This window comes from Streptomyces albiaxialis (assembly GCF_039530985.1).
In the GTDB taxonomy this organism is placed as follows: domain Bacteria; phylum Actinomycetota; class Actinomycetes; order Streptomycetales; family Streptomycetaceae; genus Streptomyces; species Streptomyces albiaxialis.
Window position 1 is genome coordinate 164,206 of the sequence record NZ_BAAAPE010000013.1, and the last position, 25,202, is coordinate 189,407.

At 73.4% G+C, this 25,202-nt stretch carries 17 protein-coding genes; 12 read left to right on the forward strand and 5 right to left on the reverse strand.

The window, feature by feature from the left end; genetic code table 11:
* Positions 1 to 32 precede the first annotated feature (32 nt).
* On the forward strand, positions 33 to 875 hold the full coding sequence (locus ABD343_RS24360; protein WP_344531452.1) for a phosphatase PAP2 family protein: 843 nt from the start codon (positions 33 to 35) through the stop codon (positions 873 to 875).
* A gap of 13 nt (positions 876 to 888) precedes the next feature.
* Here ABD343_RS24360 and ABD343_RS24365 read toward each other — a convergent pair whose 3' ends face one another.
* A complete protein-coding gene (locus ABD343_RS24365; protein ID WP_344531453.1) occupies positions 889 to 3,876 on the reverse strand; it encodes a bifunctional [glutamine synthetase] adenylyltransferase/[glutamine synthetase]-adenylyl-L-tyrosine phosphorylase in 2,988 nt (995 codons plus the stop codon).
* Between the two features lie 111 nt (positions 3,877 to 3,987).
* The gene (glnA, locus tag ABD343_RS24370; protein ID WP_344531454.1) at positions 3,988 to 5,349 is read right to left on the reverse strand and encodes a type I glutamate--ammonia ligase; all 1,362 of its coding nucleotides are present in this window, start codon (positions 5,347 to 5,349) and stop codon (positions 3,988 to 3,990) included.
* A 203-nt stretch (positions 5,350 to 5,552) separates the two neighbouring features.
* On the opposite strand from glnA, the gene ABD343_RS24375 reads away from it, so the two are divergent.
* Positions 5,553 to 6,686, forward strand: coding sequence for an LLM class flavin-dependent oxidoreductase (locus ABD343_RS24375; protein ID WP_344532225.1), 1,134 nt, complete (start codon positions 5,553 to 5,555; stop codon positions 6,684 to 6,686).
* A complete protein-coding gene (locus ABD343_RS24380) occupies positions 6,683 to 7,315 on the forward strand; it encodes an FMN reductase (RefSeq protein WP_344531455.1) in 633 nt (210 codons plus the stop codon). Before ABD343_RS24375 ends, ABD343_RS24380 begins: the two co-directional genes overlap by 4 nt.
* Positions 7,316 to 7,409: 94 nt before the next feature.
* Here ABD343_RS24380 and ABD343_RS24385 read toward each other — a convergent pair whose 3' ends face one another.
* Complete coding sequence (locus ABD343_RS24385; RefSeq protein ID WP_344531456.1) at positions 7,410 to 8,609, reverse strand: S8 family peptidase; 1,200 nt, start codon at positions 8,607 to 8,609, stop codon at positions 7,410 to 7,412.
* Between the two features lie 107 nt (positions 8,610 to 8,716).
* Positions 8,717 to 9,868, reverse strand: a complete 1,152-nt coding sequence (locus tag ABD343_RS24390) for a helix-turn-helix transcriptional regulator (RefSeq protein ID WP_344531457.1) — start codon at positions 9,866 to 9,868, stop codon at positions 8,717 to 8,719.
* Positions 9,869 to 10,272: 404 nt separating this feature from the next.
* Here ABD343_RS24390 and ABD343_RS24395 point away from each other — a divergent pair, with 404 nt between their 5' ends.
* Together ABD343_RS24395 and ABD343_RS24400 are read left to right on the forward strand one after the other, a co-directional pair.
* Entirely contained in the window at positions 10,273 to 10,692 is a 420-nt protein-coding gene (locus ABD343_RS24395) for a DUF6153 family protein (RefSeq protein WP_344531458.1), read from the forward strand.
* Between the two features lie 55 nt (positions 10,693 to 10,747).
* Entirely contained in the window at positions 10,748 to 12,337 is a 1,590-nt protein-coding gene (locus ABD343_RS24400; RefSeq protein ID WP_344531459.1) for a multicopper oxidase family protein, read from the forward strand.
* Here ABD343_RS24400 and ABD343_RS24405 read toward each other — a convergent pair.
* Positions 12,325 to 15,573 carry an AfsR/SARP family transcriptional regulator gene (locus tag ABD343_RS24405; protein WP_344531460.1) on the reverse strand — a complete coding sequence of 1,083 codons (3,249 nt, stop codon included), beginning with the start codon at positions 15,571 to 15,573 and terminating at the stop codon, positions 12,325 to 12,327. The two genes, ABD343_RS24400 and ABD343_RS24405, sit on opposite strands and share 13 nt — an antisense overlap.
* A 172-nt stretch (positions 15,574 to 15,745) precedes the next feature.
* On the opposite strand from ABD343_RS24405, the gene ABD343_RS24410 reads away from it, so the two are divergent.
* The 7 genes from ABD343_RS24410 (at position 15,746) to ABD343_RS24440 (ending at position 25,165) form a co-directional block, all read left to right on the forward strand.
* Entirely contained in the window at positions 15,746 to 18,319 is a 2,574-nt protein-coding gene (locus ABD343_RS24410) for an ABC transporter permease (RefSeq protein ID WP_344531461.1), read from the forward strand.
* 138 nt (positions 18,320 to 18,457) lie between these two features.
* Complete coding sequence (locus tag ABD343_RS24415) at positions 18,458 to 19,225, forward strand: ABC transporter ATP-binding protein (protein ID WP_344531462.1); 768 nt, start codon at positions 18,458 to 18,460, stop codon at positions 19,223 to 19,225.
* A 1-nt stretch (position 19,226) separates the two neighbouring features.
* The gene (locus ABD343_RS24420) at positions 19,227 to 21,800 is read left to right on the forward strand and encodes an FtsX-like permease family protein (protein WP_344531463.1); all 2,574 of its coding nucleotides are present in this window, start codon (positions 19,227 to 19,229) and stop codon (positions 21,798 to 21,800) included.
* A gap of 126 nt (positions 21,801 to 21,926) precedes the next feature.
* Positions 21,927 to 23,030 carry a radical SAM protein gene (locus ABD343_RS24425; RefSeq protein WP_344531464.1) on the forward strand — a complete coding sequence of 368 codons (1,104 nt, stop codon included), beginning with the start codon at positions 21,927 to 21,929 and terminating at the stop codon, positions 23,028 to 23,030.
* Positions 23,027 to 24,004, forward strand: coding sequence for a radical SAM protein (locus ABD343_RS24430; RefSeq protein WP_344531465.1), 978 nt, complete (start codon positions 23,027 to 23,029; stop codon positions 24,002 to 24,004). The genes ABD343_RS24425 and ABD343_RS24430 overlap by 4 nt, the downstream gene beginning before the upstream one ends.
* A 178-nt stretch (positions 24,005 to 24,182) precedes the next feature.
* Positions 24,183 to 24,878 (forward strand): iron-containing redox enzyme family protein, encoded by a 696-nt coding sequence (locus ABD343_RS24435; RefSeq protein WP_344531466.1) that lies wholly within the window; start codon positions 24,183 to 24,185, stop codon positions 24,876 to 24,878.
* An 86-nt stretch (positions 24,879 to 24,964) separates the two neighbouring features.
* The gene (locus ABD343_RS24440; protein WP_344531467.1) at positions 24,965 to 25,165 is read left to right on the forward strand and encodes an aroma-sacti cluster domain-containing protein; all 201 of its coding nucleotides are present in this window, start codon (positions 24,965 to 24,967) and stop codon (positions 25,163 to 25,165) included.
* Positions 25,166 to 25,202: the final 37 nt, after the last annotated feature.

Genomic DNA, 25,202 nt, shown 5'->3' on the forward strand with positions numbered 1-25,202 from the left:
GCCGGGGACCCATGTCTGGCAGACTGTCGCGCATGGGGGTACCGACCACGAAGACGGAAGCAGAGAGCCGGCAGGACACCACCGAGGTCCCGGCGGAAACCACGCCTACGCGGACGCGGCCCTCCCGGCTGGAGAGATGGCGGACCCCCCGGCGCCCCCGCATCTGGTTCGAGATCGCGCTGATCGCCGTCAGCTACTGGACGTACTCCCTGATCCGCAACGCGGTGCCCGAGCAGAAGGACGCGGCGCTGCGGAACGCGGACTGGATCTGGGACACCGAGCGTCTCCTCGGCGTCGCCTTCGAGCAGTCCGTGAACCACACGGTCAACGGCGTCACGTGGCTCATCATCGGGATGAACTACTACTACGCGACGCTGCACTTCATCGTGACCATCGGCGTCCTCGTCTGGCTCTACCGCAGCCATCCGGGGCGGTACGCCGCCACCCGGCTCGTGATCTTCGCGACCACCGGCTGCGCCCTGCTCGGCTACTACCTGTTCCCCCTGGCCCCGCCCCGCCTGATGAACGGCGGCCACTTCATCGACACGGTGAACGTGCACGGCACCTGGGGCTCGATGGCCTCCGGCAACCTCGCGGAGATGTCGAACCAGTACGCGGCGATGCCCTCCATGCACATCGGCTGGTCGGTGTGGTGCGGGATCACCATCGCGATGCTGGCCAAGCCGCTGTGGGCCAGGATCCTCGGCGCGCTCTACCCGGTGATGACGCTGCTCGTGATCGTGAGCACCGCCAACCACTTCTGGCTCGACGCGGTCGGCGGCCTCCTCTGCCTGAGCCTGGGCTTCGGCATCTCCTACGCCTGGTACGGCCGCCTCTCCTACAACCTGCCGAAGCTGGCCCCCGCGACCTCGTAGCGGCGGGCGCGGGCTACTCCGCGTCGTAGAACAGCCGCTCCACCACGCCCCGCGCCTGACGCGTCACCCGTCGGTAGTCGTCGACCATCTCGCCCACGTGCCCGGGCTCGTACCCCAGATAGCGCCCCACGGCCGCCAGCTCCCTGGGCTCGGAGGGGAACGTGTCGCCCGGGCGGCCCCGCACCAGCATGACCGCGTTGCGCACCCGTGAGGCCAGCACCCACGCCTCGTCCAGGGTGCGCGCGTCCTCCGCGCCGACGAGCCCGGCCGCCCGAGCGGCGGCCAGCGCGATCCGGGTGCGGGGCGTGCGCAGCTCCGGGATCTCGTGGCCGTGCCGCATCTGGAGGAGCTGCACCGTCCACTCGACGTCCGTGAGCCCGCCCCGGCCCAGCTTGGTGTGGGTGGTGGGGTCGGCGCCGCGCGGCAGCCGCTCGGACTCCATACGGGCCTTGAGCCGCCGGATCTCCCGTACGGCGTCCTCGTCCGGCCCGCCCTCGGGGTAGCGCAGCGGGTCGATCAGCTCCACGAACCGCTCGCCGAGATCGGCGTCGCCCGCGACCGGCTCGGCCCGCAGCAGGGCCTGGCTCTCCCACACGACGGACCAGCGCCGGTAGTACGCCTCGTACGAGGCCAGGGAGCGGGCCAGCGAGCCCGACTTGCCCTCGGGGCGCAGGTCGGCGTCCATGACGAGCGGCGGGTCGGCGGTCGGGAGCTGGAGGAGGCGCCGCATCTCGGTGGCCACGGCGAACGCCGCCTTGCCCGCCTCGTGCTCGCTGACGCCCTCGCGGGGCTCGTGGACGAAGAGCACGTCGGCGTCCGAGCCGTATCCCATCTCGTGGCCGCCGAAACGGCCCATGCCGATCACGGTGAACCGGGTCGGCAGCTCGTCGCCCCACTGGGCCCGCACGGCGGCGCGCAGGGCCCCGGCGAGCGTGGCGGCGTTGAGGTCGGTCAGCGCGTCGCCGACGCGGTCGATGGCGACGGCGGGGTCCTGCGGCTCGCTGCCCTCGGTCCCGTAGGCGCCGATGAGGTCCCCGGCGGCCGTACGGAACAGCTCCCTGCGGCGCACCCCGCGCGCCGCCGCGACGGCCTGCTCGGCGTCCTCGGCGCGGCCCACGGCCGCCAGCGTCTCCTGGGCCAGCGCCGCCGGGTCCCGGGGTCGCAGCCCGCCCTCGTCCCCGAGCAGCGCGACGGCCTCGGGGGCGCGCAGCAGCAGGTCGGGCGCGAGGCGCCCGCCCGACAGCACCCGGGCCAGGTTCTCGGCCGCGGCGCCCTCGTCGCGCAGCAGCCGCAGGTACCAGGGCGTCTTGCCGAGCGCGTCCGAGACCTTGCGGAACGCGAGCAGGCCCGCGTCCGGGTCGGCCGAGTCCGCGAACCAGCCGAGCAGCACCGGCAGCAGCGTCCGCTGGATCGCGGCCTTGCGGCTCACGCCCGAGGCCAGGGCCTCCAGGTGGCGCAGGGCCGCGGCCGGGTCGGCGTAGCCGAGGGCCTCCAGGCGCTGGCCCGCGGCCTTCGGGGAGAGCCGCACCTCGCCGACGTCGAGCTGCGCGACGGCGTCCAGCAGCGGGCGGTAGAAGAGCTTCTCGTGCAGCCGCCGTACGGCCGCCGCGTGCCGCCGCCACGCCTTGTGCAGCTCGGCGATGGGCTCGCTGCGGTAGCCCAGCGAGCGCCCGAGCCGCCGCTGGTCCTCCTCGGCCTCCGGCATCAGGTGCGTACGGCGCATCCGGAAGAGCTGGATCCGGTGCTCCATCGTGCGCAGGAAGCGGTACGCGGCGTCGAGCGCGGCGGCGTCCTGCCGCCCCACGTAGCCGCCGACGGCGAGCGCGTCGAGGGCCTCCAGCGTGGTGGGGCTGCGCAGCGAGGCGTCGCTGCGGCCGTGCACGAGCTGGAGGAGCTGCACGGCGAACTCGACGTCCCGCAGTCCGCCGGGCCCCAGCTTCAGCTCGCGCTCGACGTGCGCGGCGGGGATGCTGGCGATGACGCGGCGGCGCATCTGCTGGACGTCGGTCACGAAGTTCTCGCGCTCGGCGGCCTGCCACACCATGGGCGCGACGGCCGCCACGTACTCCTCGCCGAGCGCCTCGTCGCCCGCGACGGCGCGGGCCTTCAGCAGCGCCTGGAACTCCCAGGTCTTCGCCCACCGCTGGTAGTACGCGAGATGGCTGCTCAGCGTCCGGACGAGCGGGCCGTTGCGGCCCTCGGGGCGCAGGTTCGCGTCGACGGGCCAGATCGTGCCCTCGGCCGTGGTGTCCGAGCAGATCCGCATCATGTGCGCGGCGAGCCGGGTCGCGGCCCGTACGGCCTCGTCCTCGTCGGTCCCGGCGGCGGCCTCCCCGACGAAGATCACGTCGACGTCGGAGACGTAGTTCAGCTCGTGCCCGCCGCACTTGCCCATCGCGATCACCGCGAGGCGGCAGCGCGCGGCGTCCTCCGGCGCGTCCGCCTCCGCGAGGGTCAGCGCGGAGCGGAGCGTGGCCGTCGCGAGGTCGGCCAGCTCGGCGGCGGTCTCGGCGATGTCGCTGGTGCCGCAGACGTCGCGGGCGGCGATCGAGAGCAGCGCGCCGCGGTAGGCGACGCGCAGCGCGTCGGGGCTGTCGACGTCCCGGAGCGCGTGCTCGAACTCCGCGACCCCCGGGTGCAGGTCCGCCGACTCGTAGGTGACGAGGGCCTGCCAGTCGGCCGGGTGCGTGGCGAGGTGGTCGCCGAGCGCGGTGGAGGCGCCGAGGACGCCGAGGAGGCGGTCGCGCAGGGGCTTGGACGCCCGGAGGGCGTCGAGGAGCTGCTGGGTCTCGCCGCCGAGCGCCTCGACGAGCCGCAGCAGGCCTACGAGCGCGAGGTCGGGGTCGGCCGTCGCGCCGAGGGCGTCGAGGAAGAGGGTGTCGTCGCGCAGCGGCACGAGGGCTTCGCTGTCCAGCAGCCGGTCCGCGGACGCGGGGTCGCTGAAGCCATGCCGGAGCAGCCTCCTGACCCGGCTGTCGGGCCTGCCCCCACTCTGTGTCACGCCGTACCTCTCCGTTCCGCTCGCGCCCACTGGGCTGCCCCTCGCGGTACGTACGCGTCCGCGGGTGGGTCGTGGCTGATCGCGCAGTTCCCCGCGCCCCTTCAGGGCGCTCTACAGCACCGGCAACGACTTGCGCAGCTCGAAAGCCGTGACCTCGGAGCGGTACTCCTCCCACTCCTGCTTCTTGTTGCGGAGGAAGAAGTCGAAGACGTGCTCGCCCAGCGTGGAGGCGACCAGCTCGCTCCGCTCCATCAGGGAGATCGCCTCGCCCAGGTTCTGCGGCAGCGGCTCGATGCCCATCGCGCGGCGCTCGGCGTCGGAGAGCGCCCAGACGTCGTCGTCGGCACCCGGCGGCAGCTCGTAGCCCTCCTCGATGCCCTTGAGCCCGGCGGAGAGCAGGACCGCGTAGGCGAGGTACGGGTTGCAGCCGGAGTCCAGCGAGCGGACCTCGATCCGGGTCGAGCCGGTCTTGCCGGGCTTGTACATGGGCACGCGGATGAGCGCGGAGCGGTTGTTGTGGCCCCAGCAGATGTACGAGGGGGACTCGCCGCCCTCGCCCGCGGTGCGGTTCGCGCCGCCCCAGATGCGCTTGTAGGAGTTCACCCACTGGTTGGTGACGGCGGAGATCTCGCCCGCGTGGTGGAGGAGGCCCGCGATGAAGGAGCGGCCGACCTTGGAGAGCTGGTACTCGGCGCCGGACTCGTAGAACGCGTTGCGGTCGCCCTCGAAGAGCGAGAGGTGGGTGTGCATGCCGGAGCCCGGGTACTCCGAGAAGGGCTTCGGCATGAAGGTGGCCTGCACGCCCTGCTCCAGCGCGACCTGCTTCATGACCAGGCGGAACGTCATGATGTTGTCGGCCGTGGACAGCGCGTCGGCGTACCGCAGGTCGATCTCCTGCTGGCCCGGCGCTCCCTCGTGGTGGGAGAACTCGACGGAGATGCCCATGGACTCCAGCATGGTGATGGCCTGGCGGCGGAAGTCCATGCCGACGTTCTGCGGGGTGTGGTCGAAGTAGCCCGAGGAGTCGGCGGGGACCGGGCGCGAGCCGTCCACCGGCTTGTTCTTGAGCAGGAAGAACTCGATCTCGGGGTGCGTGTAGAAGGTGAAGCCCAGGTCGGAGGCGCGGGCCAGGGTCCGCTTGAGCACGTAGCGCGGGTCGGCGTAGGAGGGGGAGCCGTCCGGCATGAGGATGTCGCAGAACATCCGGGCCGTCCCGGGGGCCTCGGCGCGCCACGGCAGTATCTGGAAGGTGCCGGGGTCGGGCTTGGCGATCATGTCCGACTCGTAGACCCGCGCGAAGCCCTCGATCGCGGAGCCGTCGAAGCCCATCCCCTCGTCGAACGCCTGTTCAAGCTCGGCCGGCGCGACCGCGACGGATTTCAGGAAGCCGAGGACATCGGTGAACCAGAGCCGGACGAACCGGATGTCGCGCTCCTCCAGGGTGCGGAGCACGAATTCCTGCTGCTTATCCATATGGACCCATCCTTGCTGGTCAAGCGGGTTGCCTAGCCCTCGGGCGCACGGAGCGTGCACCTCAGTATCACGCCGGCGGATTTCCGGCGCGTGACGCGCCTGGCCATTGTGGAACACGGGGCGGGAATGCGGTGGGACGGGAGCACGTTAGAGTAGTTGAACAATCAACAATCCCCCTCAGGACGGTGGGCCCCATGACCTCCATGCAGTTCGGAATCTTCAGCGTCGGCGACGTCACCACCGACCCCACGACGGGCCGGACGCCGACCGAGCACGAGCGGATCAAGGCGATGCTGGCCATCGCGCGGAAGGCCGAGGAGGTCGGCCTCGACGTGTTCGCGACGGGTGAGCACCACAACCCGCCGTTCGTCCCCTCCTCCCCCACCACGATGCTCGGCTATCTCGCGGCGAAGACGGAGAGGCTGATCCTCTCCACCTCGACCACGCTGATCACGACCAACGACCCGGTCAAGATCGCCGAGGACTTCGCGATGCTCCAGCACATCGCCGACGGCCGCGTCGACCTGATGATGGGGCGCGGGAACACCGGCCCGGTCTACCCCTGGTTCGGCCAGGACATCCGGCAGGGCATCCCGCTCGCCATCGAGAACTACGCGCTGCTGCGCAAGCTCTGGGACGAGGAGGTCGTCGACTGGCAGGGCCGCTTCCGCACGCCGCTGCAGGGCTTCACCTCGACGCCCCGCCCGCTGGACGGCGTGGCCCCGTTCGTCTGGCACGGCTCGATCCGCTCGCCGGAGATCGCCGAGCAGGCGGCGTACTACGGGGACGGCTTCTTCGCCAACCACATCTTCTGGCCGACCGGGCACTTCCAGAAGCTGATCGACCTCTACCGCGACCGCTTCGCGCACTACGGCCACGGGACGCGCGAGCAGGCGTACGTCGGGCTCGGCGGGCAGGTGTTCATCGGCAGGAACTCCCAGGACGCCGTCCGCGAGTTCCGCCCGTACTTCGACAACGCGCCGGTCTACGGGCACGGGCCCAGCCTGGAGGAGTTCACGTCCGAGACGCCGCTGACCGTCGGCAGCCCGCAGGAGGTCATCGAGAAGACGCTGACCTTCCGCGAGTCCTTCGGGGACTACCAGCGCCAGCTCTTCCTGATGGACCACGCGGGCCTGCCGCTCAAGACGGTCCTGGAGCAGCTCGACCTGCTCGGCGAGGAGGTCGTGCCGGTGCTGCGGAAGGAGCTGGAGAAGGACCGCCCGGCCGGTACGGCCGAGGCGCCGACGCACGCGGCCCGCGTGGCCGCCGCGCGGTCCGAGCAGTCCGAGCGGTCCGAGCAGTCCGACAAGGAGCAGCAGGAGGAGGTCTCCGCATGACCACCGCACCGATCAGGCTGGCCGTCGTCTCCGCGGGCCTGAGCGAGCCCTCGTCCACCCGGATGCTGGCCGACCGGCTCGCCGCCGCCGCCCGGGACAGCCTCGTGGAGCAGGGCCACGAGGTGCGTACCGACACCGTCGAACTGCGCGACGTGGCGGGCGAGATCGCGAACAACTTCGTCACCGGCTTCCCCGGCCGTGCGCTGCGCGAGGCGCTGGCGACGGTGACGGAGGCGGACGGGCTGATCGCGGTGACGCCGGTCTTCACGGCGTCCTACAGCGGCCTGTTCAAGTCGTTCTTCGACGTCATGGAGAACGACGCGCTGGCCGCCAAGCCCGTGCTGCTCGCGGCGACCGGCGGCACCCCGCGCCACTCGCTCGTCCTGGAGCACGCGATGCGCCCGATGTTCGCGTATCTGCGGGCCCTGACCGCGCCCACGGCCGTGTACGCGGCCACGGACGACTGGGGCGCGGCGGACGACGGCGTGACGCCGTCCCTGCCGGGCCGTATCGCCCGCGCGGGGCGGGAGTTCGCGGGGCTGCTGGCGCCGTCCGGCATCCCGGCCGTACGGGACGCGGAGCTGGTGCCGTTCGAGCAGCAGTTGGCGGCGCTGCGTACCGAGGACTGAACGCCTGACAGCCGCGGTCCGCTGTGTGGGGCAACGGACCGCGGCTGCGGTTTTCAGGTGGTACGGATGACGCTACTGGGGAAGGCGCCGTCCGTTACTTGACGACGTTCAGCAGGAGGTTCGGCGAACCCTGGCCCGGGTTGCCGACGACGTCCTTGGACGCGCCGTCGGTCAGGGCCTTGGAGACCGCGTCCGGCTTGGCGTCCTTGTTCCCGGCGAGGTAGAGGGCCGCCACACCCGCCGCGTGCGGCGAGGCCATCGACGTGCCGGACATCGTCGCGTCGCCGCCGCCCATGCCCGCGCCGACGATGTCGACACCGGGGGCGTACAGGTCGAGGACGTCACCGTAGTTGGAGAAGTCCGCCTGGGCGTCCTTGTTGTCGGTCGCGCCGACCGTGATGGCCTCCTTCACGCGGGCCGGGGACTGGTTGTTGGCGTCCCCGCCGTCGTTGCCCGCCGCGAGGGCGTAGGTGATCCCCGCCGCGACGGAGTTCTGCACGGCCTTGTCCAGCGCCTCGTCCTGCGGGCCGCCGAGCGACATGTTGGCGACCGAGGGCGCCTTGGCGTTCTTGGTCACCCAGTCGATGCCGGCGACGACCTGCTCGGTGGTGCCCGAGCCGTTGTCGTCCAGCACGCGGACCGCGACGATGTCCGCCTTCTTGGCGACGCCGAACTTCTCGCCCGCGACGGTGGAGGCCACGTGCGTGCCGTGCCCCTGGCCGTCGGTGGCGTCGTCGTCGTTGTCGATGGTGTCCGTGCCGCTCTTGGCACGGCCGCCGAAGTCCTCGTGCTTCATGTCGACACCGGTGTCGATGATGTACGAGGTGACGCCCTCACCCGCGGTGTCCGGGTAGGTGTACTTCTTGTCCAGGTTCAGCTCGGGGGTGTCGATGCGGTCCAGACCCCAGGAGGGGGGGTCGGCCTGCTCGCCCGTCGCCTTGAACGTGTGGTTGGCGTAGACCTTGTCGACTGCCGGGTCGGCGGCCAGTTCCTTGGCCTCCTGCTCGGACATCTTGGCCGAGTAGCCGTTCAGGGCAGCGGTGAAGGTTCTCTTGACCGTGCCGCCGTGCTCGGAGATCACGGACTTGCCCTGTGCCGCGGACGACTTCACGTTCACGGCGGACTTCTTCATCGTGACGATGTAGCTGCCCTTGACGACCTTGCCCGAGTCGGCACCGACGATCTTGCCTTCGGCGGGCGCCGCGTTCGCGGGGAGCGCGGCGAACGAGCCGATGGCCGCGGCGGCCACGGCCGCCGATATCCCGACGGCAACCTTCTTGCGCGTCACTGCCATTGCGAGGGTTCCTCCTCGTCGTGGGGGGTGCGCTGTGGGGTGCGCGAGGGGAAGCTCAACACATTGACACGGGCAGGACAAGAGACCCCGGAACTCCGGCCATTGCCTTACGGCTGGACATTCAACGCGGTTCGACCACCGCCCGACTGACCGTTCGTACGGGGTTCGGCGCGGCCGTTCACGTCACCGTGCGCGTCGCCGTGCGTGCCGCCGTACGCCCCGCCGTACGGCCGCCCGTTGCCCGGCGGCTGGAGCACCCAGCCGAGGCTCGCCGCGCGCATCCCGAGCTGGAACCGGGTGGTGGCCCCGAGCCGCTCCATCAGCCCGTGCAGCCGGCGCTGGAACGTCCGGTAGCTGATGCCGAGCTGACGCGCCATCACCTGGTCCGTCATGCCCGTCGTCAGCAGCGCCAGCAGCCGCGCCTCGTCCGGCGAGGGGCCGTCGGAGGCGCCCGGCGGGCGGCCCGCGAGATAGTCCGAGATCGGCAGCGCGCGGGCCCACAGGACCTCGAAGAACGCGCACAGCACCTCCAGCAGCCCGGAGGGGTGCACGACCACGCTGCTGACCAGTTCATGCGGCGCCGCGCGCAGCGGGATGAGCGCGATACGGTCGTCCGCGATCAGCATCTTCGTCGGGGTGTCCGCCATCACCCGGGCGTCCTCGCCGAGTTCGGCGGCGGCCTCGATCTCGGTGTCCAGGCGGCGTACGGTCGCCAGCCCGGCGGTGTCGTAGATGGTGCGGTAGCCGATGCCGCGCCGCAGCATCTGCTGCTGGACCGGCATCATCCCGGTCTTCGGGTCGAGCCGGTCCGGGTCGCTGTTGGCGTACGGGGGCCGGTCGATGCCGCGTATCTCCCGGCGGGCGCTGCGCTGCAACTGGTCGACCTGGCGGATCACCGCCGCCCTGCCCGTCACGATCTCCACGAGGTCGAGCGGGTCGCGGCCCGCGGCGTTCGCCCGGAACCGGGCGGCGAGGAGCTGGATGTGGCGGCGCGTACGGTGGATCTCCTCCTCCCTCGCGAGCAGCAGCGACTCGAACGCGACCTCCGGCGCCACCGGCAGGTAGCGCTCCTCGCTCCGGCCCTGCTCGGCGGCGAACCGCCCCACGAGATTGAGCTGTTCGAGCGCCGCCAGCGCGGCCCGCACCCGGGCCGCGCTCAGCGCGAGCCCCGAGCGCAACTCGGAGACGGTGACGGCGCCGTCGACCAGCGCCTCATAGACCTGTTGCTGGACAGGGTCGAGATCCAGGGCCTCCAACATGGTGCGCATCCTGAGCGCGGTGGCGAGTTCACGTCAATGACCGAACCGTGCCAAGGGTGTGATGAGACCGGACAGTGCTTGTCCGGTGACGCGCAGTGACGGCATCTACCGGGCCGAGCAGGGGGTGCCCCCTCAGGGGCGCGAGGAACTGCGCGACAAGCCACGACGCGGGCGCAGCCCGCGAAGCACAACCCGGGGCAGCCCGTACCCGGCCCTCGTACGCGCGCACCCGGCGAAGTGGGCTGCGCTTGCCAGCCCTGCGCCTCCGCGCAGACCTCCCAAGCTTCGCGGAAGGGAGGAGCGGGGCTTGCCCCGTCAGGGGCGCGACGCAGCCTGCGGGGCAGTTCGTGCCCGGCGGAGAGGGGGGCGGATACCCCCGGCGGGCATGCCGTTAGGGTGGCGGCGTGGATGTACGGCCGTGGCGTGTGGCGAGGTGGGGCGGCAGAGCGCTCCTGCTCGCGGCTCTGCTGCTCGGCATCGTCACGATGCACACGCTCGGGCACCCGTCGCCGGACAGCGGCACCTCCGCGCCGCCGAGTCACGCCGCACCCCTGTCCGCCGCCCCCTCCGGAGAGCACGGCGGGGGTCACGGCGACAGCGGTCGGCACGACACCGGCATGGACCCGATGTCCGTGTGTCTCGCCGTGCTCGGCGTGTGGTCGGCGGCGGTCCTGCTGGGCGTCGCCGTGCTGCTGGTCGTACGGCACCGGCGTGCCGTCGACTTCCTCGCCGCCGTCCGCGCGCGGATACTCCTCGCGCTGCGGCCCCTCCCCCCGCCGCCCACGGCGGACCGTCTCGCCGCGCTGTCGGTCCTGCGGATCTAGAAGCACCTCTTTCTCGCTCCCGACACACATCACCAGCGACAAGAGGTGCTTCAGCATGCGCAATTCCTCCCTGCGATCCTCCCTTCCCTCACGCCGCGGCGTGCTCACGGCGGGCGCCGCGCTCGCGGGCGGCGGGCTGCTCGCCGCCTGTTCGGACGACGCCGGAAGCGGCTCCGCCAAGAGCGGCGGCAAGGACGGCAAGGGCTACGTCTCCCCCTCCGGCAAGGAGGTGCAGGCCGCCGAGGACAAGCGCGCGGCCGGGCGGACCGAGACCAGGAAGCTCACCGCCACCCGCGCCCGGCTCGACCTCGGCGACGGCACGACCGTCCCGACATGGGCGTACGGCGGCGAGCTGCCCGGCAAGGAGGTCCGCGTCACCGCGGGCAACACCCTCGCGCTCACCCTCGCCAACAATCTCCCCCAGGCCACGTCCCTCCACTGGCACGGGCTCGCTCTGCGCAACGACATGGACGGCGTGCCCGAGCTGACCCAGCGCGCGATCCGGCCCGGCGCGGACTTCACGTACCGCTTCCGGCTCGCGCACCCCGGCACGTACTGGTTCCACCCGCACTCCGGCGTCCAGCAGGACCGCGGGCTCTACGCGCCGCTGATCGTGGAGGACCCGAAGGAGCCGCTGGAGTACGACGAGGAGTGGGTCGTCGTCCTCGACGACTGGGTCGACGGTGTGGACGGCTCGACCCCGGACGCCGTCCTCGCCGAACTCAGCAAGGGCATGGGCGGCATGGACCACGGTGGCGGCCATGACATGCATGGGATGGGTGGTCGCACCGAGCCGAAGGACGGCAAGGGCGACGGGCCGTCCCGGATGATGATGGGCGCCACCAGCGAGCTGCTCGGCGGCGACGCGGGCGACGTGAAGTACCCGCACTACCTCGTCAACGGCCGTACGACCGCCGCCCCGCGCACCTTCCGGGCCAAGCCCGGCGACCGTATCCGCATCCGTCTCGTCAACGCGGGCGGCGACACCGCGTTCCGCGTGGCGCTCGGCGGTCACCGGATGACGGTGACGCACACGGACGGCTTCCCCGTCACCCACACGGAGACGGACGCGCTGCTGCTCGGCATGGGCGAGCGCTACGACGTCCTGGTCACCGCCAAGGACGGCGTCTTCCCGCTCACCGCCCTGGCCGAGGGCAAGAAGGAGACGGCCCGCGCCCTCCTCCGTACGGGCGGCGGCGGGGCGCCCTCCGCGAAGGCGCGCCCGAAGGAGCTGGACGGCAAGCTGGTCACGGCCGACAAGCTCCGGGCGCACGAGTCGGTACGGCTCGAACGGGCCCGTCCCGACCGCACGCTCACGCTCAAGCTGACCGGGGGCATGCAGAAGTACGACTGGGCCGTCAACGGCAAGAAGTACTCACCGGACCAGCGTTACCCGGTCCGCGCGGGCGAGCGCGTACGGCTGCGGTTCGTGAACACGACCACCATGTGGCACCCGATGCATCTGCACGGGCACACCTTCGCCCTGCCGGGCGGCGGGCCCCGCAAGGACACCGCGATCGTCCTCCCGGGCAAGAGCCTCGACGTCGACTTCGACGCCGACAACCCGGGCCTGTGGATGCTCCACTGCCACAACGTCTACCACGGCGAGGCGGGCATGATGACGGTCCTCGGCTACCGCGCCTGACCCTCCGGTACGGCCAGGTGGAAGGGGCACTCGGTGGTACGGCACGCCGAGGCGTCCCGCTGCGCGGCCGCCAGCCGGTCGCGCAGCTCCGCCGCGCCCTCGTCGTCGTGCCGCGCCTCGCGGAGCGCGACGAGGGCGCGCAGGGGCCGGATCTCGGCGTAGCGGCGGCCCGAACGGCGCGCCGTGTCCAGCGCGTTCTCCCAGCGGACCTGCGCGAGCACCTCCTCGCCGCGCTCGGCCGCGAGGGTGCCGAGCCGGGTGAGGTCGTGGGCCGCGCACTCGGGCCGGTTGGCGGCCTCGTAGCGCTCGGCGGAGCGGGCGAGGAGGGCCTCGGCGCGCTCGGGCGCGCCCCGCGCGTGCGCGATGAGGGCCCGTACGGTCTCGGCCTTGGCGAGGAAGTAGCGCTCGGTGCTCTCCCGGGCGTGGTCCTCCAGCGCGTCGGCGTGCGCCGCGGCGCCCTCCCAGTCGGCGTCGCCGACGGCGGCGCAGGCGAGGACGGCCTGGAGGTAGGCGGCCTCGTGTTCGGAGCCCAGGGCGCGCAGTTCGTCGTGCGCGGCGTGGAACGCGCGCAGGGACAGGGCGCGTTCGCCCAGCCGCTCGTAGGCCATGCCGACCATGGTCCCGGCGGTGGCCGCGGAGTGCGGGTCGAGCGGGGCCAGCAGTTCGCGCGCGGTGAGGGCCGAGGTCAGCGCCGGGGCGTGGGCGCCCTCGGCGACGAGGAGTTCGCTGTGGAAGAGCCGCCAGATGCCGGTCTCCCAGCGGTGGGCGCGCCCGTCGAGCGCGGGCCCGGTCCGCCGGGCGACGTCGCGGGCCTCGGCGAGCCGCTCCTGGCGCACGTGCGCCGTCAGGGCGAGGGCGCCGACGAGCGTCACGACCGCCGGGTCGCCCGTCTTGTCCGCGGCGGGCACGGCCCGGCGCAGCAGTTCGGCGGCCTCCTCCTCGTCCTGGCGGATGTTGACTGCGAGCCAGCCGCACCAGGCGAGGGCCTCGGGGAACCAGTCCTCGTCCCCGGCCGCGTCCTCCAGCGCCCGGCCCAGCCGCTGGTGGCCCTCCTCGCCCTGCCCCGCGGCCGACCAGTACAGCGCGAGGCGGGTGGCGGTCCGCCCGGCGAGGGCGCGGGCCGCGGCGGCGTCGGCCGGGGTCGCGGCCCCGCCGCCGTCCTGGAGCCAGTCGAGGCAGGCGGAGATCTCGGCGGACGCGGCGTCGGTCTCGGCGAACGCCGCGGCATATCCACCGGTGCGCCACGCGGCGGCGGAGCGCTCGGCGAGCGCGGCCACCCAGGAGGCGTGCCGGTGCCGCACCGGGGCCTCCTCGCCCCGCGCGGCCAGCTCGGCACGGGCGTACTGGCGCAGCGGCACGAGCATGCGGTACCGGGGCCCGGATCCTCTCGCGGGGCCCTGGGGCCGCCCCGGGTCGTAGACGACCAGCGACTTCTCGGCGAGCCGGGGCAGCGCGGCGGCGGCCGCAGGGCCCGCCACGGCCTCCGCCGCGCCCTGCGGGAAGGGCGCGGAGAAGACCGACAGGGCGCGCAGGACGGCCCGTTCCCCGTCGGTGAGCAGCCCGTAGCTCCAGTCGATGGCGGCGCGCAGCGTCAGGTGCCGGGCGTCGGCGGAGCGCAGCGGCGCGTCCAGCAGGCCGCGCTGCGAGCGGAGTTGGGCGCCGATCGCGGGCAGCGGCGCCGAGGCGGCCTTGGGCGCGACGAGTTCGATGCCGAGCGGCATCCGTCCGACCGCCTCGCAGACCTCGCGTACGTCGTCCGAGGCCGCGGCCCGCTCCGCGTCGGGGGCGAGACGCAGGAGGCGGTCGCGGAAGAGCCGTTCGGCGTCGTCGGGGCTCAGCTCGGCGAGCGGGAGGCGGGACTCGTCGGTCACGCCGAGGCTCTCCCTGCTGGTGGCCAGGATCCGCAGCCCGGGGCAGTCGGCCAGCAGCCCGACGACCAGCTCACCGACGGCGGCCACCACGTGCTCGCAGTTGTCGAGCAGCAGCAGGGGCGAGGCGGAGCGCTCGACGACCGCGCGCATCCGCTCCCGGGCCGCCTCCCCGGGGCGTACGGGTCCCGCTGAGGGGATGCGCAGCCGGGCGGCCACGGCCTCCGGTACGTCCTCGGGCGCACCGGGCGCGCAGGGCACCAGGTCGACGCGCCACACGGTCGCGCCCGCCGCCTGTGCCCGCGCGGCGGCGACGCACGCGAGCCGGGTCTTGCCGATGCCCGCGGCGCCGACCACGGTGACCAGCCTGCTCTGCTCCAACCGTGCGGAGATGTCGGCCAGTTCCGCTGACCTGCCGACGAAACTCCCGGTACGGACGTCGAGTCCGTCCGGCGGTACGGCGAGGACTTCGGGGGCGGCGGTGCGGGTCTCCGGTGCCATGTGGAGTTCCACGGCCGGGTACGGGGCGGCCGGAGGCTGGGCCGGGGGCCGCTCTGGGGACTGGGCCGGGGACTGGGCCGGTGCTGGGATCGGGGCCCGGTGCGGGCCGGTCTCCGGGCCGGTGAGGCCGTGCAGGACCGCGCGCTGGGCCTCGCGGAGTTCGGGGCCCGGCTCGATGCCCAGCCGTCCGCGCAGATACGCCCGCGCCGCCCCGTACACCTCCAGGGCCTCGGCCTGCCGTCCGCACCGGTGGAGCGCCCGGATGAGCAGCGCCTGGAGCCGTTCGCGCTGCGGCCGGGCGGCAGCGGCGGCGCGCACCGTCTCCACGAGCGCCGAGAGGTCGGCGCCCGGCGTGGGCCCCGCGGTCAGTTCCGCCTCGGCCCGGTCCTCCAGCGCGGCCAGCCAGAGGGCTTCGAGCCGGGCCCGCTCCGCCTGGACGAAGGGCAGCGCGGGGAGCCCGGCCAGCGGCTCCCCGGTCCACCGGGCGAGCGCCCCGCGCAGCAGCGCGGCGCGCTGCCCGGGGTCGGCGGTGGTACGGGCCCGCGCCACCCCCGCCTCGAACTCGTGGACGTCGAGGGTGTGCCCCTCCAGGTTCAGCCGGTATCCGGCGGGCGCGGTGACGACGAGGCCGGGGGCGTGCGGCTGGAGCGTACGGCGCAGCTTGGCCACGGTGGTGTGCAGCGCGGCCGGCGGGTTCTTGGCGGGCGCCCCCGACCACAGGTCGTCCAGGATCCGGCGGGAGCTGACCGCCGTGGGCGCGTGCAGCAACAGGAGCGCGAGGAGCAGCCGGGGCCGGGTGCCGGCGATCACGAGCGACCGGCCCGTGCCGTCCCGGACCGCCAGATCGTCCAGTAACTGAAACTCCATGGGACCAGACCACCATGTCCCGGTCGGGAATGTCTCGTTCCCGCGGCGGTCCGCCGCCCGGCCGGACAGCGCACGGACAGGATTCGGACAGCGGGGTGGGTAACGCTGGGGTGGTCGACACGCACCCGGCACACGCCGGTTCACCTCCACAGGATCAGGATGAGGAGCATCCGTGCTGCGCCTCGCATTCAGCACCCTGCGCACGCGACGTTCCCTCTTCGCGGGGTCGCTCGCGGCCGTCGTGCTCGCGCTGACGCTGCTCTCGTCCGCGGGAGTGCTGCTGGAGTCGGCGCTGCGCGGGCAGGGCGAACCGAACCGCTTCGACGCGGCCTCGCTCGTCGTCACGGGCAGCTCCGACGCGGGACTCGACGGGCGGACGCACGAGCCCGGGTTCGGGGACGTCGAGGCGCCGCTGGTGCCGCGACCGCCCGTTCCCGCGCGGCTGGTGGACCGCGTCCGCGACGTCGACGGGGTCCGTACGGCCGTGCCGGACCTGAGCTTCTACGCCCAGGCGACGGACGGCGAAGGGCGGCCCCTCGGCCCCCGCGAGGGCGAGCGCTCCTACGGCCACTCGTGGGAGAGCGCCAAGGTCACCCCGTTCGCACTGCGCGAGGGCGAACGTCCGCGCGCACGGGGCGACGTGGTGCTGGACTCCCGGACGGCCGACGAGGGCGGGCTGCGCGTGGGCGCGCGGGTGACGGTGGTCACCGGCACCGAGGGGCCTCGCACGTACCGGGTGAGCGGGATCGCGGCGGGGCCGCGCGAGGAGCTGACGAAGGACCAGGCCGCGCTGTTCTTCAGCCCGGCGACGGCCGCCGCGCTCGCCCCGCGCGGCGGCCTGGTGCACGCGGTCGCGGTGACCCTCGACAAGGGCGCGGACCGGGACGCGGTCGCCGGGCGGGTGCGGGACGCCGTGGGCCCCGACCCGACGGTGCGGGTGCTGACGGACACGTCCGAGGCCGAAGTGTCCTCCAGCGACGTGCTGTTCATCGAGACGCTGGTGTTCGTGGTGACGATGGGGTCGCTGGCCGTCTTCGTCGCGCTGTTCGCGATGGCCGGCGGATTCGCCTTCGCGATCCTCCAGCGGCACCGCGAGATCGCGCTGCTGCGGGTGGTGGGCGCGACGCCCCGCCAGGTCAAGCGGATGCTCGGCTGGGAGACGCTGCTGATCGCCGTCCTCGGCGGCGCCGTGGCGATCCCGGCGGGCGCCGCGCTGGCCGGGCCGCTGGCCGACGGCCTGGTGGGGCTCGGCGTCGCGCCGGAGGAGCTGGAGGTCACGGTCGGGCCGTGGCCGCTGTGGGGCACCGCGGCGGCGGGGATCGTCATCACCCGGCTCGCCGTGTGGTCCGCGGCGCGGCGCGCCGCGCGGGTGCGGCCCGAGGAGGCGCTGCGCGAGTCCGAGGCGCCCGCGCCCCGGATGCCGCTGCCGCGCACGGTGTCCGGGCTGTCGTTCCTCGTCTTCACCGGTCTCTTCGCGGCGTTCGGCATCGCCCAGGGCGGGGTCGAGGGGGCCGGGCTCGCGTTCGGCGGTGTGCTGACGCTGCTGATCGCCGTGGGGCTGCTGGCGCCCGCCCTCGTCCGTCCGCTCGTGCCGCCGCTGGGCGCGCTCGTACGGGCCTTCGTCCGGCGCACCGGCCCGCTGGCCGTGGCGAACAGCCTCACCGGGGCACGCCGCGTCGGCGCGGCGGCCGTGCCGATCGTCCTGATGGTCGGCTTCTCGGTCTCGGCGCTGTTCCTCCAGACGACACAGCAGTCGGTGGCGTCCGACTGGGCGGGCGAGCGGCTGACGGCCGGTCATGTGCTGCTGCCCGCGGGCGCGGAGGGGCTGCCGCCGGGCGTGGAGCGGAGGGCGGCCGAGGTGCCGGGCGTGGCCGCCGTCGCCTCCACGAGCACGTCCTGGGTGCGCGCCTCGGTGCGTAGCGACGAGGCGGAGAGCGTGACGCAGAAGGCGCTGGCCGTCACCCCGTCGGTGACCCGCGCGCTGGACATCCCCGTCGCGGACGGGAACCTGCGGGGGCTGCGGACGGGCAAGGCCGTCGCGGTGAGCGAGGAGCGGGCCGCGGAGTACGGCTGGAAGGTCGGCGGGAAGATCAGGATGCGGCTGCCGGACGGCACCCGCACCGAACTGAAGGTCGGCGCGCGGTTCGAGAAGTCGCTGGGCTTCGCCGACCTGGTGGTGCCCGCCTCCGTCGCGCGGCGGCACACCCCGGACCCGCTGCTGGACGCCGTCTACGTCGTGCCGGAACAGGGCGCCGACCGGGGCGGCCTGGAACGGGAACTGGCGAAGTTCTCGGAGGGCTGGCCCACCGCGCAGGTCGCGGCCCGCGACGCGGTCGAGGAGGCCGGCCGCGACGCCGCCGTCTCCGAGACCTGGCCCGTCTATCTGTTCACCGCGCTGATCTCCGCGTTCGCCGCGCTGGCGCTCGTCAACACGCTGGTCATGGCGACGCTGGTGCGCTCGGGGGAGTTCGCCGCGCTGCGGCTGATCGGCGCCACCCGGGGGAACGTGCTGGCGCTCGTCGCGGCGGAGTCCGCGGTGGTGGCCGGGTGCGGGCTGGTGCTGGGCGGCGCCGTGGCGGCGGTGGTGCTCTCCGCGACGAGCGCCGCGCTGACCGGGGGGATCCAGATGTCCGGCCCCCTCGTGTTCGTCCTGGGCGCGGTCGCGGCGGCGCTGGCACTGGCGCTGCTGGCAGCCGTGATCCCGGCCTGGCACATGCTGCGTTCCCGTAGGGAGAGCGCGCGATGAGTACGGGCCGACTTCGGGGCTTGCCCCGGCAGGGGCGCGGGGAACTGCGCGACCGGCCACGAAGCACCCGCAGCCCGCAACGCACCGCCAGTGGCAGCCCCTTGGCAGCCCGCCGATAACGAGGGAGAACACGGGACCATGACGCTGCCCGAGCAGCAGACGCGATCGGCTCAGGACAGCGCGCACAGCGCGCTGCGGCTGGAAGAAGTCACCCGGCGCTACGGCCGCGGCGGCGGCACCGTGCACGCCCTGCGCGGCGTCTCCGTGACGCTGCGCACCGGCTCCTTCACGTCCGTGATGGGCCCCTCCGGGTCCGGCAAGAGCACCTTCCTGCGCTGCGCCGCCGGGCTGGACCAGCCGACGTCCGGCGAGGTGCACCTCGGGGACACCCGCATCAGCGGGATGCGCGAGAAGAGGCTGACGCTGCTGCGGCGCGAGCGCGTCGGCTTCGTCTTCCAGACCTTCAACCTGGTGCCCTCGCTCACCGCGAAGGAGAACATCCTGCTGCCGTTCCGGCTCGCGGGCCGCCGTCCCGACCGCGGCTGGGTGCGGGACGTGGTGGAGCGTACGGGCCTCACCGACCGGCTGGGGCACCGTCCCGCCGAGCTGTCCGGCGGCCAGCAGCAGCGCGTCGCCGTGGCGCGGGCGCTGGCCACCAGGCCCGATGTGATCTTCGCCGACGAGCCGACCGGGGCGCTGGACCTGACGTCCGGCCAGGAGGTGCTGGCGCTGCTGCGCGAGGTGGTCTCCGTGGCGGGTCAGACGCTGGTGATGGTCACGCACGACCCGAACGCGGCCTCGTACGCGGACCATGTGCTCTTCCTCGCCGACGGCGCCATCGTGGACACGATGAGCGGGCCGACCACGGCGCGCGTGACCGAGCGCATGTCCCGGCTGGGGAGCTGACGTGCTGCGGCTGGCGCTGGGCGGGATACGGCACCACCGGTTCGGCTTCATCGGGGCGCTGACCGCCTCCGCGCTGGCCGCCGCGCTGCTCGCCGCGTGCGCGGTCCTGATCGAGTCGGGCCTGCGCGCGGCGCCGGAGACCGACCGGTTCGGGGCCACGGCCGCGGCCGTACGGATGGATCCCGACCTGGTCGTACGGACCGGGTCGGGGCAGAACGTGGACCACGAGCGCTACCCGCTGGACCAGCCGCCGCGGCTGTCGGCCGCCGCCGTCGGGAAGGTGCGGGCGGTCGAGGGCGTGGGCCGGGTCGTCACCGACACCCCGTTCTACGCGCAGGCCGTGGACAAGGACGGTGTGCCGCTCGCGGCGCCGGGCGAGGGAACGGCGCACGGGCACGCGTGGCGGGCGGCGGCGCTGACGCCGTTCACGCTGCGCTCGGGGCATCCGCCGCGGACGCCCGGCGAGGTCGTCACCGACGCCTCCGTCGCCGAGCGGGGCGGCTACCGGACCGGCGACACCCTGCGGGTGGTCACGGCCTCGGGCACCAGGACGTTCACGGTCTCCGGGATCGCCGCGCCGCGCGGCGGGAGCGAACTGCCCGACCAGTCCTCGCTGTTCTTCTCCGGGGCGACGGCCGCGAAGCTGTCCGGGACCGACGGCCGCGAGGCCGCGGTGGCCGGGGTGTTCCCGGACGAGGGCGTGCGGGACGGGGCGCTGGCCGCGCGGCTCGCCGGGGAGCTGAAGGTGAAGCGCGCCGAGGTCCTCACCGGCGACGACCGCGCCGAGGCCGGGGCTCCCGACACCGCGCGGCAACTGGAGGACGCCACGCTGCTGTTCGGGCCGATGGCCGGGATCGGGGGCTTCCTCGCGATCCTGGTGCTGGGCGGCACCGTCGCGCTCGGGGTGCTCCAGCGCACCCAGGAGATCGCGCTGCTGCGGGCCGTGGGCTCGACGCCCTGGCAGGTCCGCCGGACGGTCGCCTGGGAGACGCTGCTGGCCGCGCTCGCGGGGCTGGTGCCCGGCTGCGCGCTGGCCGTACCGCTGGCGGGGGCGGTGCTGGGGGCGCTGCGTTCGCGGGACGCGGTGCCCGCCGCGTACGAACTCGCGGTCGGGCCGCTGCCGTTCCTGCTGGCGATCGCCGCCACCCTGCTGCTGGCACTGGTGGCGGCGCTGTCCGCCGCCGCGCGGATCTCCCGGATCCGCGCGGCCGAGGCGCTGCGGGAGGCGGCCGCGCCGCGCAGGCTGATGGGCGTGACGCGCTCGGTCCTCGCGGTGCTGCTGCTCGGCGGCGGGCTGGCGCTGTTCTTCGCCACACAACGCATCGGCGGCGAGGTCGGTGTGGCCTTCCAGTACCTCGTCGTGATGCTGCTGATGGGCGCGGCCGTGCTGCTCGGCCCGCTGCTGACCCGGCTGCTGGAGCCGCCGCTGGGCTCGCTGCTCGCCTGGCTGGGCGGGGTGACGGGACGGCTGGCGCACGCCAACTCCCGTACGTCGGTGCGCCGGGTCGCCTCGGTGTCCTCGGCGCTGATGCTGACCACGACCATGGCCTGCACGGTGATCCTGGTGACCGGCTCGCTCAACCGGGTCACCGCCGAGCAGACGGAGGACCGTACGCGCGCGGATGTGGTGCTGGTCCCCCGGGAGGCGCCGGGGCTGCCGCCGGACGTGGCGCGCCAGGCGCGGAAGCTGCCGGACGCCGAGGCCGTCGCCTCGGTGCGCCCGGCCACCTTCGTGTCGTACGCGCTGGGCACGCCCGACGTGCTGGACGCGGGGGCGCTCGATCCGAAGGCCGCGGCCCGGACGCTCGACCTGGGGGTGCGGGAGGGTTCGCTGGCGAGCCTGGAGCGGGACGGCACGGTGGCGGTCAGCAGGACCCACGCCCGGGAGCGGGACGTGGAGGTCGGCGACCGGCTGCCGGGATGGCTCGGCGACGGCACCCGCGTGAAACTCACCGTGGGCGCGGTGTTCGACAGGCCGCTGGGGCTGGGCGACGTCCTGTTCTCGCAGCGGTATCTGGCGCCCCACACGCAGGAGACGCTCGACGAGACGGTGCTGCTGAAGGCCGGGCCCGGCGGCGAGGAGCGGCTGCGGAAGGCCGCGGCGGCGCTCACCCGGGACAATCCCACGGCGGGCGCGGCCGATGTCCGGGAGTACGCGGAGGACACGCGCACCGCGCTGGCGCGGAACACGACCGGAACCTATCTCGCGCTCTTCGTGCTGGTGATGTTCACGGCGGTGTCCGTGGTGAACGGCCTTCTCATGGGGACCGCGGAACGCGGGCGCGAGTTCTCGCTGCTGAGGCTGGTCGGCGCGAGCCGGGGACAAATCACGCGCATGCTCTATCTGGAGACTTTCCTGGCCGTTCTCATCGGCTGTGCGACCGGCACCGGGATTGCGTGCGCCGGGCTCGCGGGAGCCAACGGCGCGCTCACCGGATCCATGGAATTCGCAATTCCACCGCTGGACTACGGACTGGTGCTCGCCGGAGTGACCGTACTCGCCCTGCTCTCCACGGCCATTCCGGCGGCACTGGCGCTGCGCCGGCGCGCGGACGGGGCAATTCCGGCCGCGTGAATACGAAATTGCGTGACCAGAAAACCAGTTCACAACCGGGCGCAAAGTTCAAGACAAGGGCGGTCCTTCACACTGGAAGCACAAACCCGATGAGACGGCGCAGGAGGGGGATTCCTGGTGCACCTCATGGAGATCCTGCAGAGGCGGCCGATTCCGGCGGCGGCGGTATTCTTCGGAATCACCCGCCGGTGCCCGCTGACCTGCCGGCACTGCTCGACCAGCTCCCTCATGGACAGCGAGGAGTATCCGGAGGAACTCTTCCGGAAATTCGCCGCCACCCTCACTCCTGACAACCGGCCCGATTTCGTCCTCATGTCCGGCGGCGAGGCCCTGCTGAGGCCCCGGCTGGTCGAGGACATCGCGGAGCTGGCCCGTGCGGCGGGCGCCAGGTCGCAGGTGCTGTCCGGGCTCTTCTTCGCCGCCAGGCACGAGCGCGCGCACCGCATTCCGCCCCCGCTGCGGCGGGCGATCGACGCGGTCGACCACTTCTCGGCCAGCCTCGACGTCTTCCACGAGGAGGAGGTGCCCCGCGCGGCGGTCTTCCGGGTGCTGCACGAGGTGCTGGACACCGGCAAGGACGTCAGCCTCCAGATCACCGGGCTCGGCGACGACGACCCGTACCTCGCGGACCTCACGGCCGACGTGCTGGGGGAGTTCGGGGACCGGGTGCCCATGCTCGTCGTGCCGGTCAGCCCGCTGGGGCGCGCGCACAGTTGGCTGGTGCGCGAGGCGCCGCTGCCGAAGTCGGCCGTCGCGCCCGCGCCCTGCGCGGTGGCGGCCTGGCCGGTGATCGGCTTCAACGGCCAGGTGACGGCGTGCGGCAACCAGGACGTGATGGACGGCAAGGTGCCGCTCCCGGCCCATCTCTACATGGGGCACATCGCCCGGGACGACTGGTCCACCATCCGCGGGCGCGTGCTGGAGAGCCCGATGGTGCGGGCGATCCGCGCGACCGGGCCCGAGTACCTGCGGGAGCGCTACGGGACCGCGAACGGCTGCGGCAGCCCCGGATACTGCGAGTCCTGCTACGTGCTCTCCAAGGACCCCGCCCTGCCCAGGGCGGTCGCCGAGGCGGGCGCGCTGCCCACCACGCGGCTGATCGAGCGGCAGACCGAGAACCTGCTGGCCGACGCCGGTGCCGTCAGCTTCGCACGGGAGTACGGGCTCGCCTCGTACGCCGGACTGGTCGCCCTCGGCCACGCGCAGCAGCCCGCGAGGAGCGGCACATGACCCGGCTCACGCACCAGGACATCCTCGGCATCCGCCGCACCCGGGGCGCCTCCGTGCTGCTCTTCGTCACCGACCGCTGCCCGGTGGGCTGCGCGCACTGCTCGGTGGACTCACGCCCGGACAGCCCCCGCATCACCGACTTCCGGCTCTTCGAGGGGATCGTGGAGGGGATCGCCGGACTGCCCGACACCACCATGGTGGGCATCTCCGGCGGCGAACCCTTCGTGGAGCGCCGCGGGCTGGGCCTGGCGGTGCGGGGGCTGACCGAGGCGGGCAAGGACGTGGTGATCTACACCAGCGGCTTCTGGGCCCGCACCGCGCAGGCGCCGCCGTGGATCGACGAGGTGCTGGAGCGGTGCGCGGCGATCTACCTGAGCACCGACGCGCACCATGTGGCGGGCCAGGGCCCCGAGCGGTTCGGCAACGCGGCCCGCGTGATCGCCGGACACGGGATCCCGATCGTCGTGCAGGCCATCGACGAGGGCGACACCCTGGAGCGGGCCCGCGAGGCGCTGGCCGCCGCGCTGGGACCCCGCTGGGAACGCCACGCCGAACTGGTGCCCACCCACGGCGTCGCCCACGGCCGGGGTGCGCGGCTCTACGGCCCGGGCGGGAGGCTGGCCGGACGCGAGTTCGGGCCGTGCGACATCGTGGACGCCACCGTGATCCGCTACGACGGCCGCGTGACCGTCTGCTGCAACGAGTCCGTGATCATGGGCGCGGGGCCTCCGGGACTGAGCCGGAACTGCGCCGACGCGGCCGAGGTCCGCCAGGCCGTCGAGGACTTCCGGGCCGACGACTTCTTCCGGCTCCTCGGGTCCGTCGGCCCCGGGGCGCTCACCTCGCTCCCGGAGTACCAGGACCTCGCGGACCGCCGGTTCTCCTCGATCTGCGGGCTGTGCTGGGAGATGACGAAGCGGAGGGCCCCGGGGCGCGATCCGAGGCTGGCCGCGCTGGCCGCCCTCACCTCCTGAGCCCCGCCCGCCCGGGCGCCGCGCCGCCCGTGTCTCTGCCCGGAGCGACGCCCGTACGACGCCCGTACGACGCCCGTGGCGACGACGCCCCGTAGCGCCGCCCGTGACGCCGCCGCCCGGGCCGCCGATGCCGCGGCCCGGACCGCCACCCGTACCTGCCGAAACGGAGAGACCGCAGATGACCCGCCACAGCGAGGTGTTACGCAGCAAGATCGATCTGCTGCTCCCCCAGCTCACGGCGACAGCGCGAAGGCTGTGGAGCTCCCCCCGCCTCGACGAGCTGTATCCCGAGTACCTCTGCATGATGCACACCGCCATCCGCTCCACCGTGCCGCTGATGGAGTGCGCGCTCGAACGGTCGCGGCAGCTCGCGGGGCACGACCCGGTGGCGCCCGCCCTCGTCACCTACCTCGCCCGGCACATCCGCGAGGAGGCGGGCCACGACGAGTGGCTGCGGCAGGACCTGGCGGCGCTCGGCCGCGACCCGGACGAACCGCTGCGGCGGCTCCCGGACGGGGCCGTGGCGAACCTGGTCGGCGCCCAGTACTACTGGATCCGGCATTACCACCCGGTCTGCCTGCTCGGCCACGTCGCGGTGCTGGAGGGAAATCCGCCGTCCCGCGAACTGCCCGCCGAAATCATGCGGCGCACCGGATTCCCGCAGGCCGCGTTCCGGACGCTGGAACGCCATGCCGCGCTGGACGTCCGCCACCGCGACGAACTCATGCGGACCATCGACGACCTCCCGCTCACCCCGCAACTGAACACGGCGATGGGACTGAGCGCGCTGCATTCCGTCGACGCCGCCAACCGCGCACTCACCGCGGTCATAGACGCCCGGCACATTCCGGTCCCGGCCACCGCCGAAGCATGACGACCGGAGAGCCGGCGACACCACAACCGCATGGCCCAACAGAACACCGGAACGGTACCCACCGCACGAAACAGAGGGGAAAAGTCATGTCATTCGACGCAGTCCGTGAACTCGCCGCGGCAGGCCACAACTTCAAGGGCGCCTCGCCCCAGCAGCTCAACGCCATTTCCTCGCTGAGCGAGGAGGAAGTACGGCTGCTGAATTCCGTCAAGCAGCGGCTCGACGCGGCCGAGGAAGTCACCCCGCACAGCACCGACTCGGCGCTCGGCGGCGGCTTCGTCTGGTAAACGAACTGGCTGCGCAGTTGAGGGCCCAGGCGACACA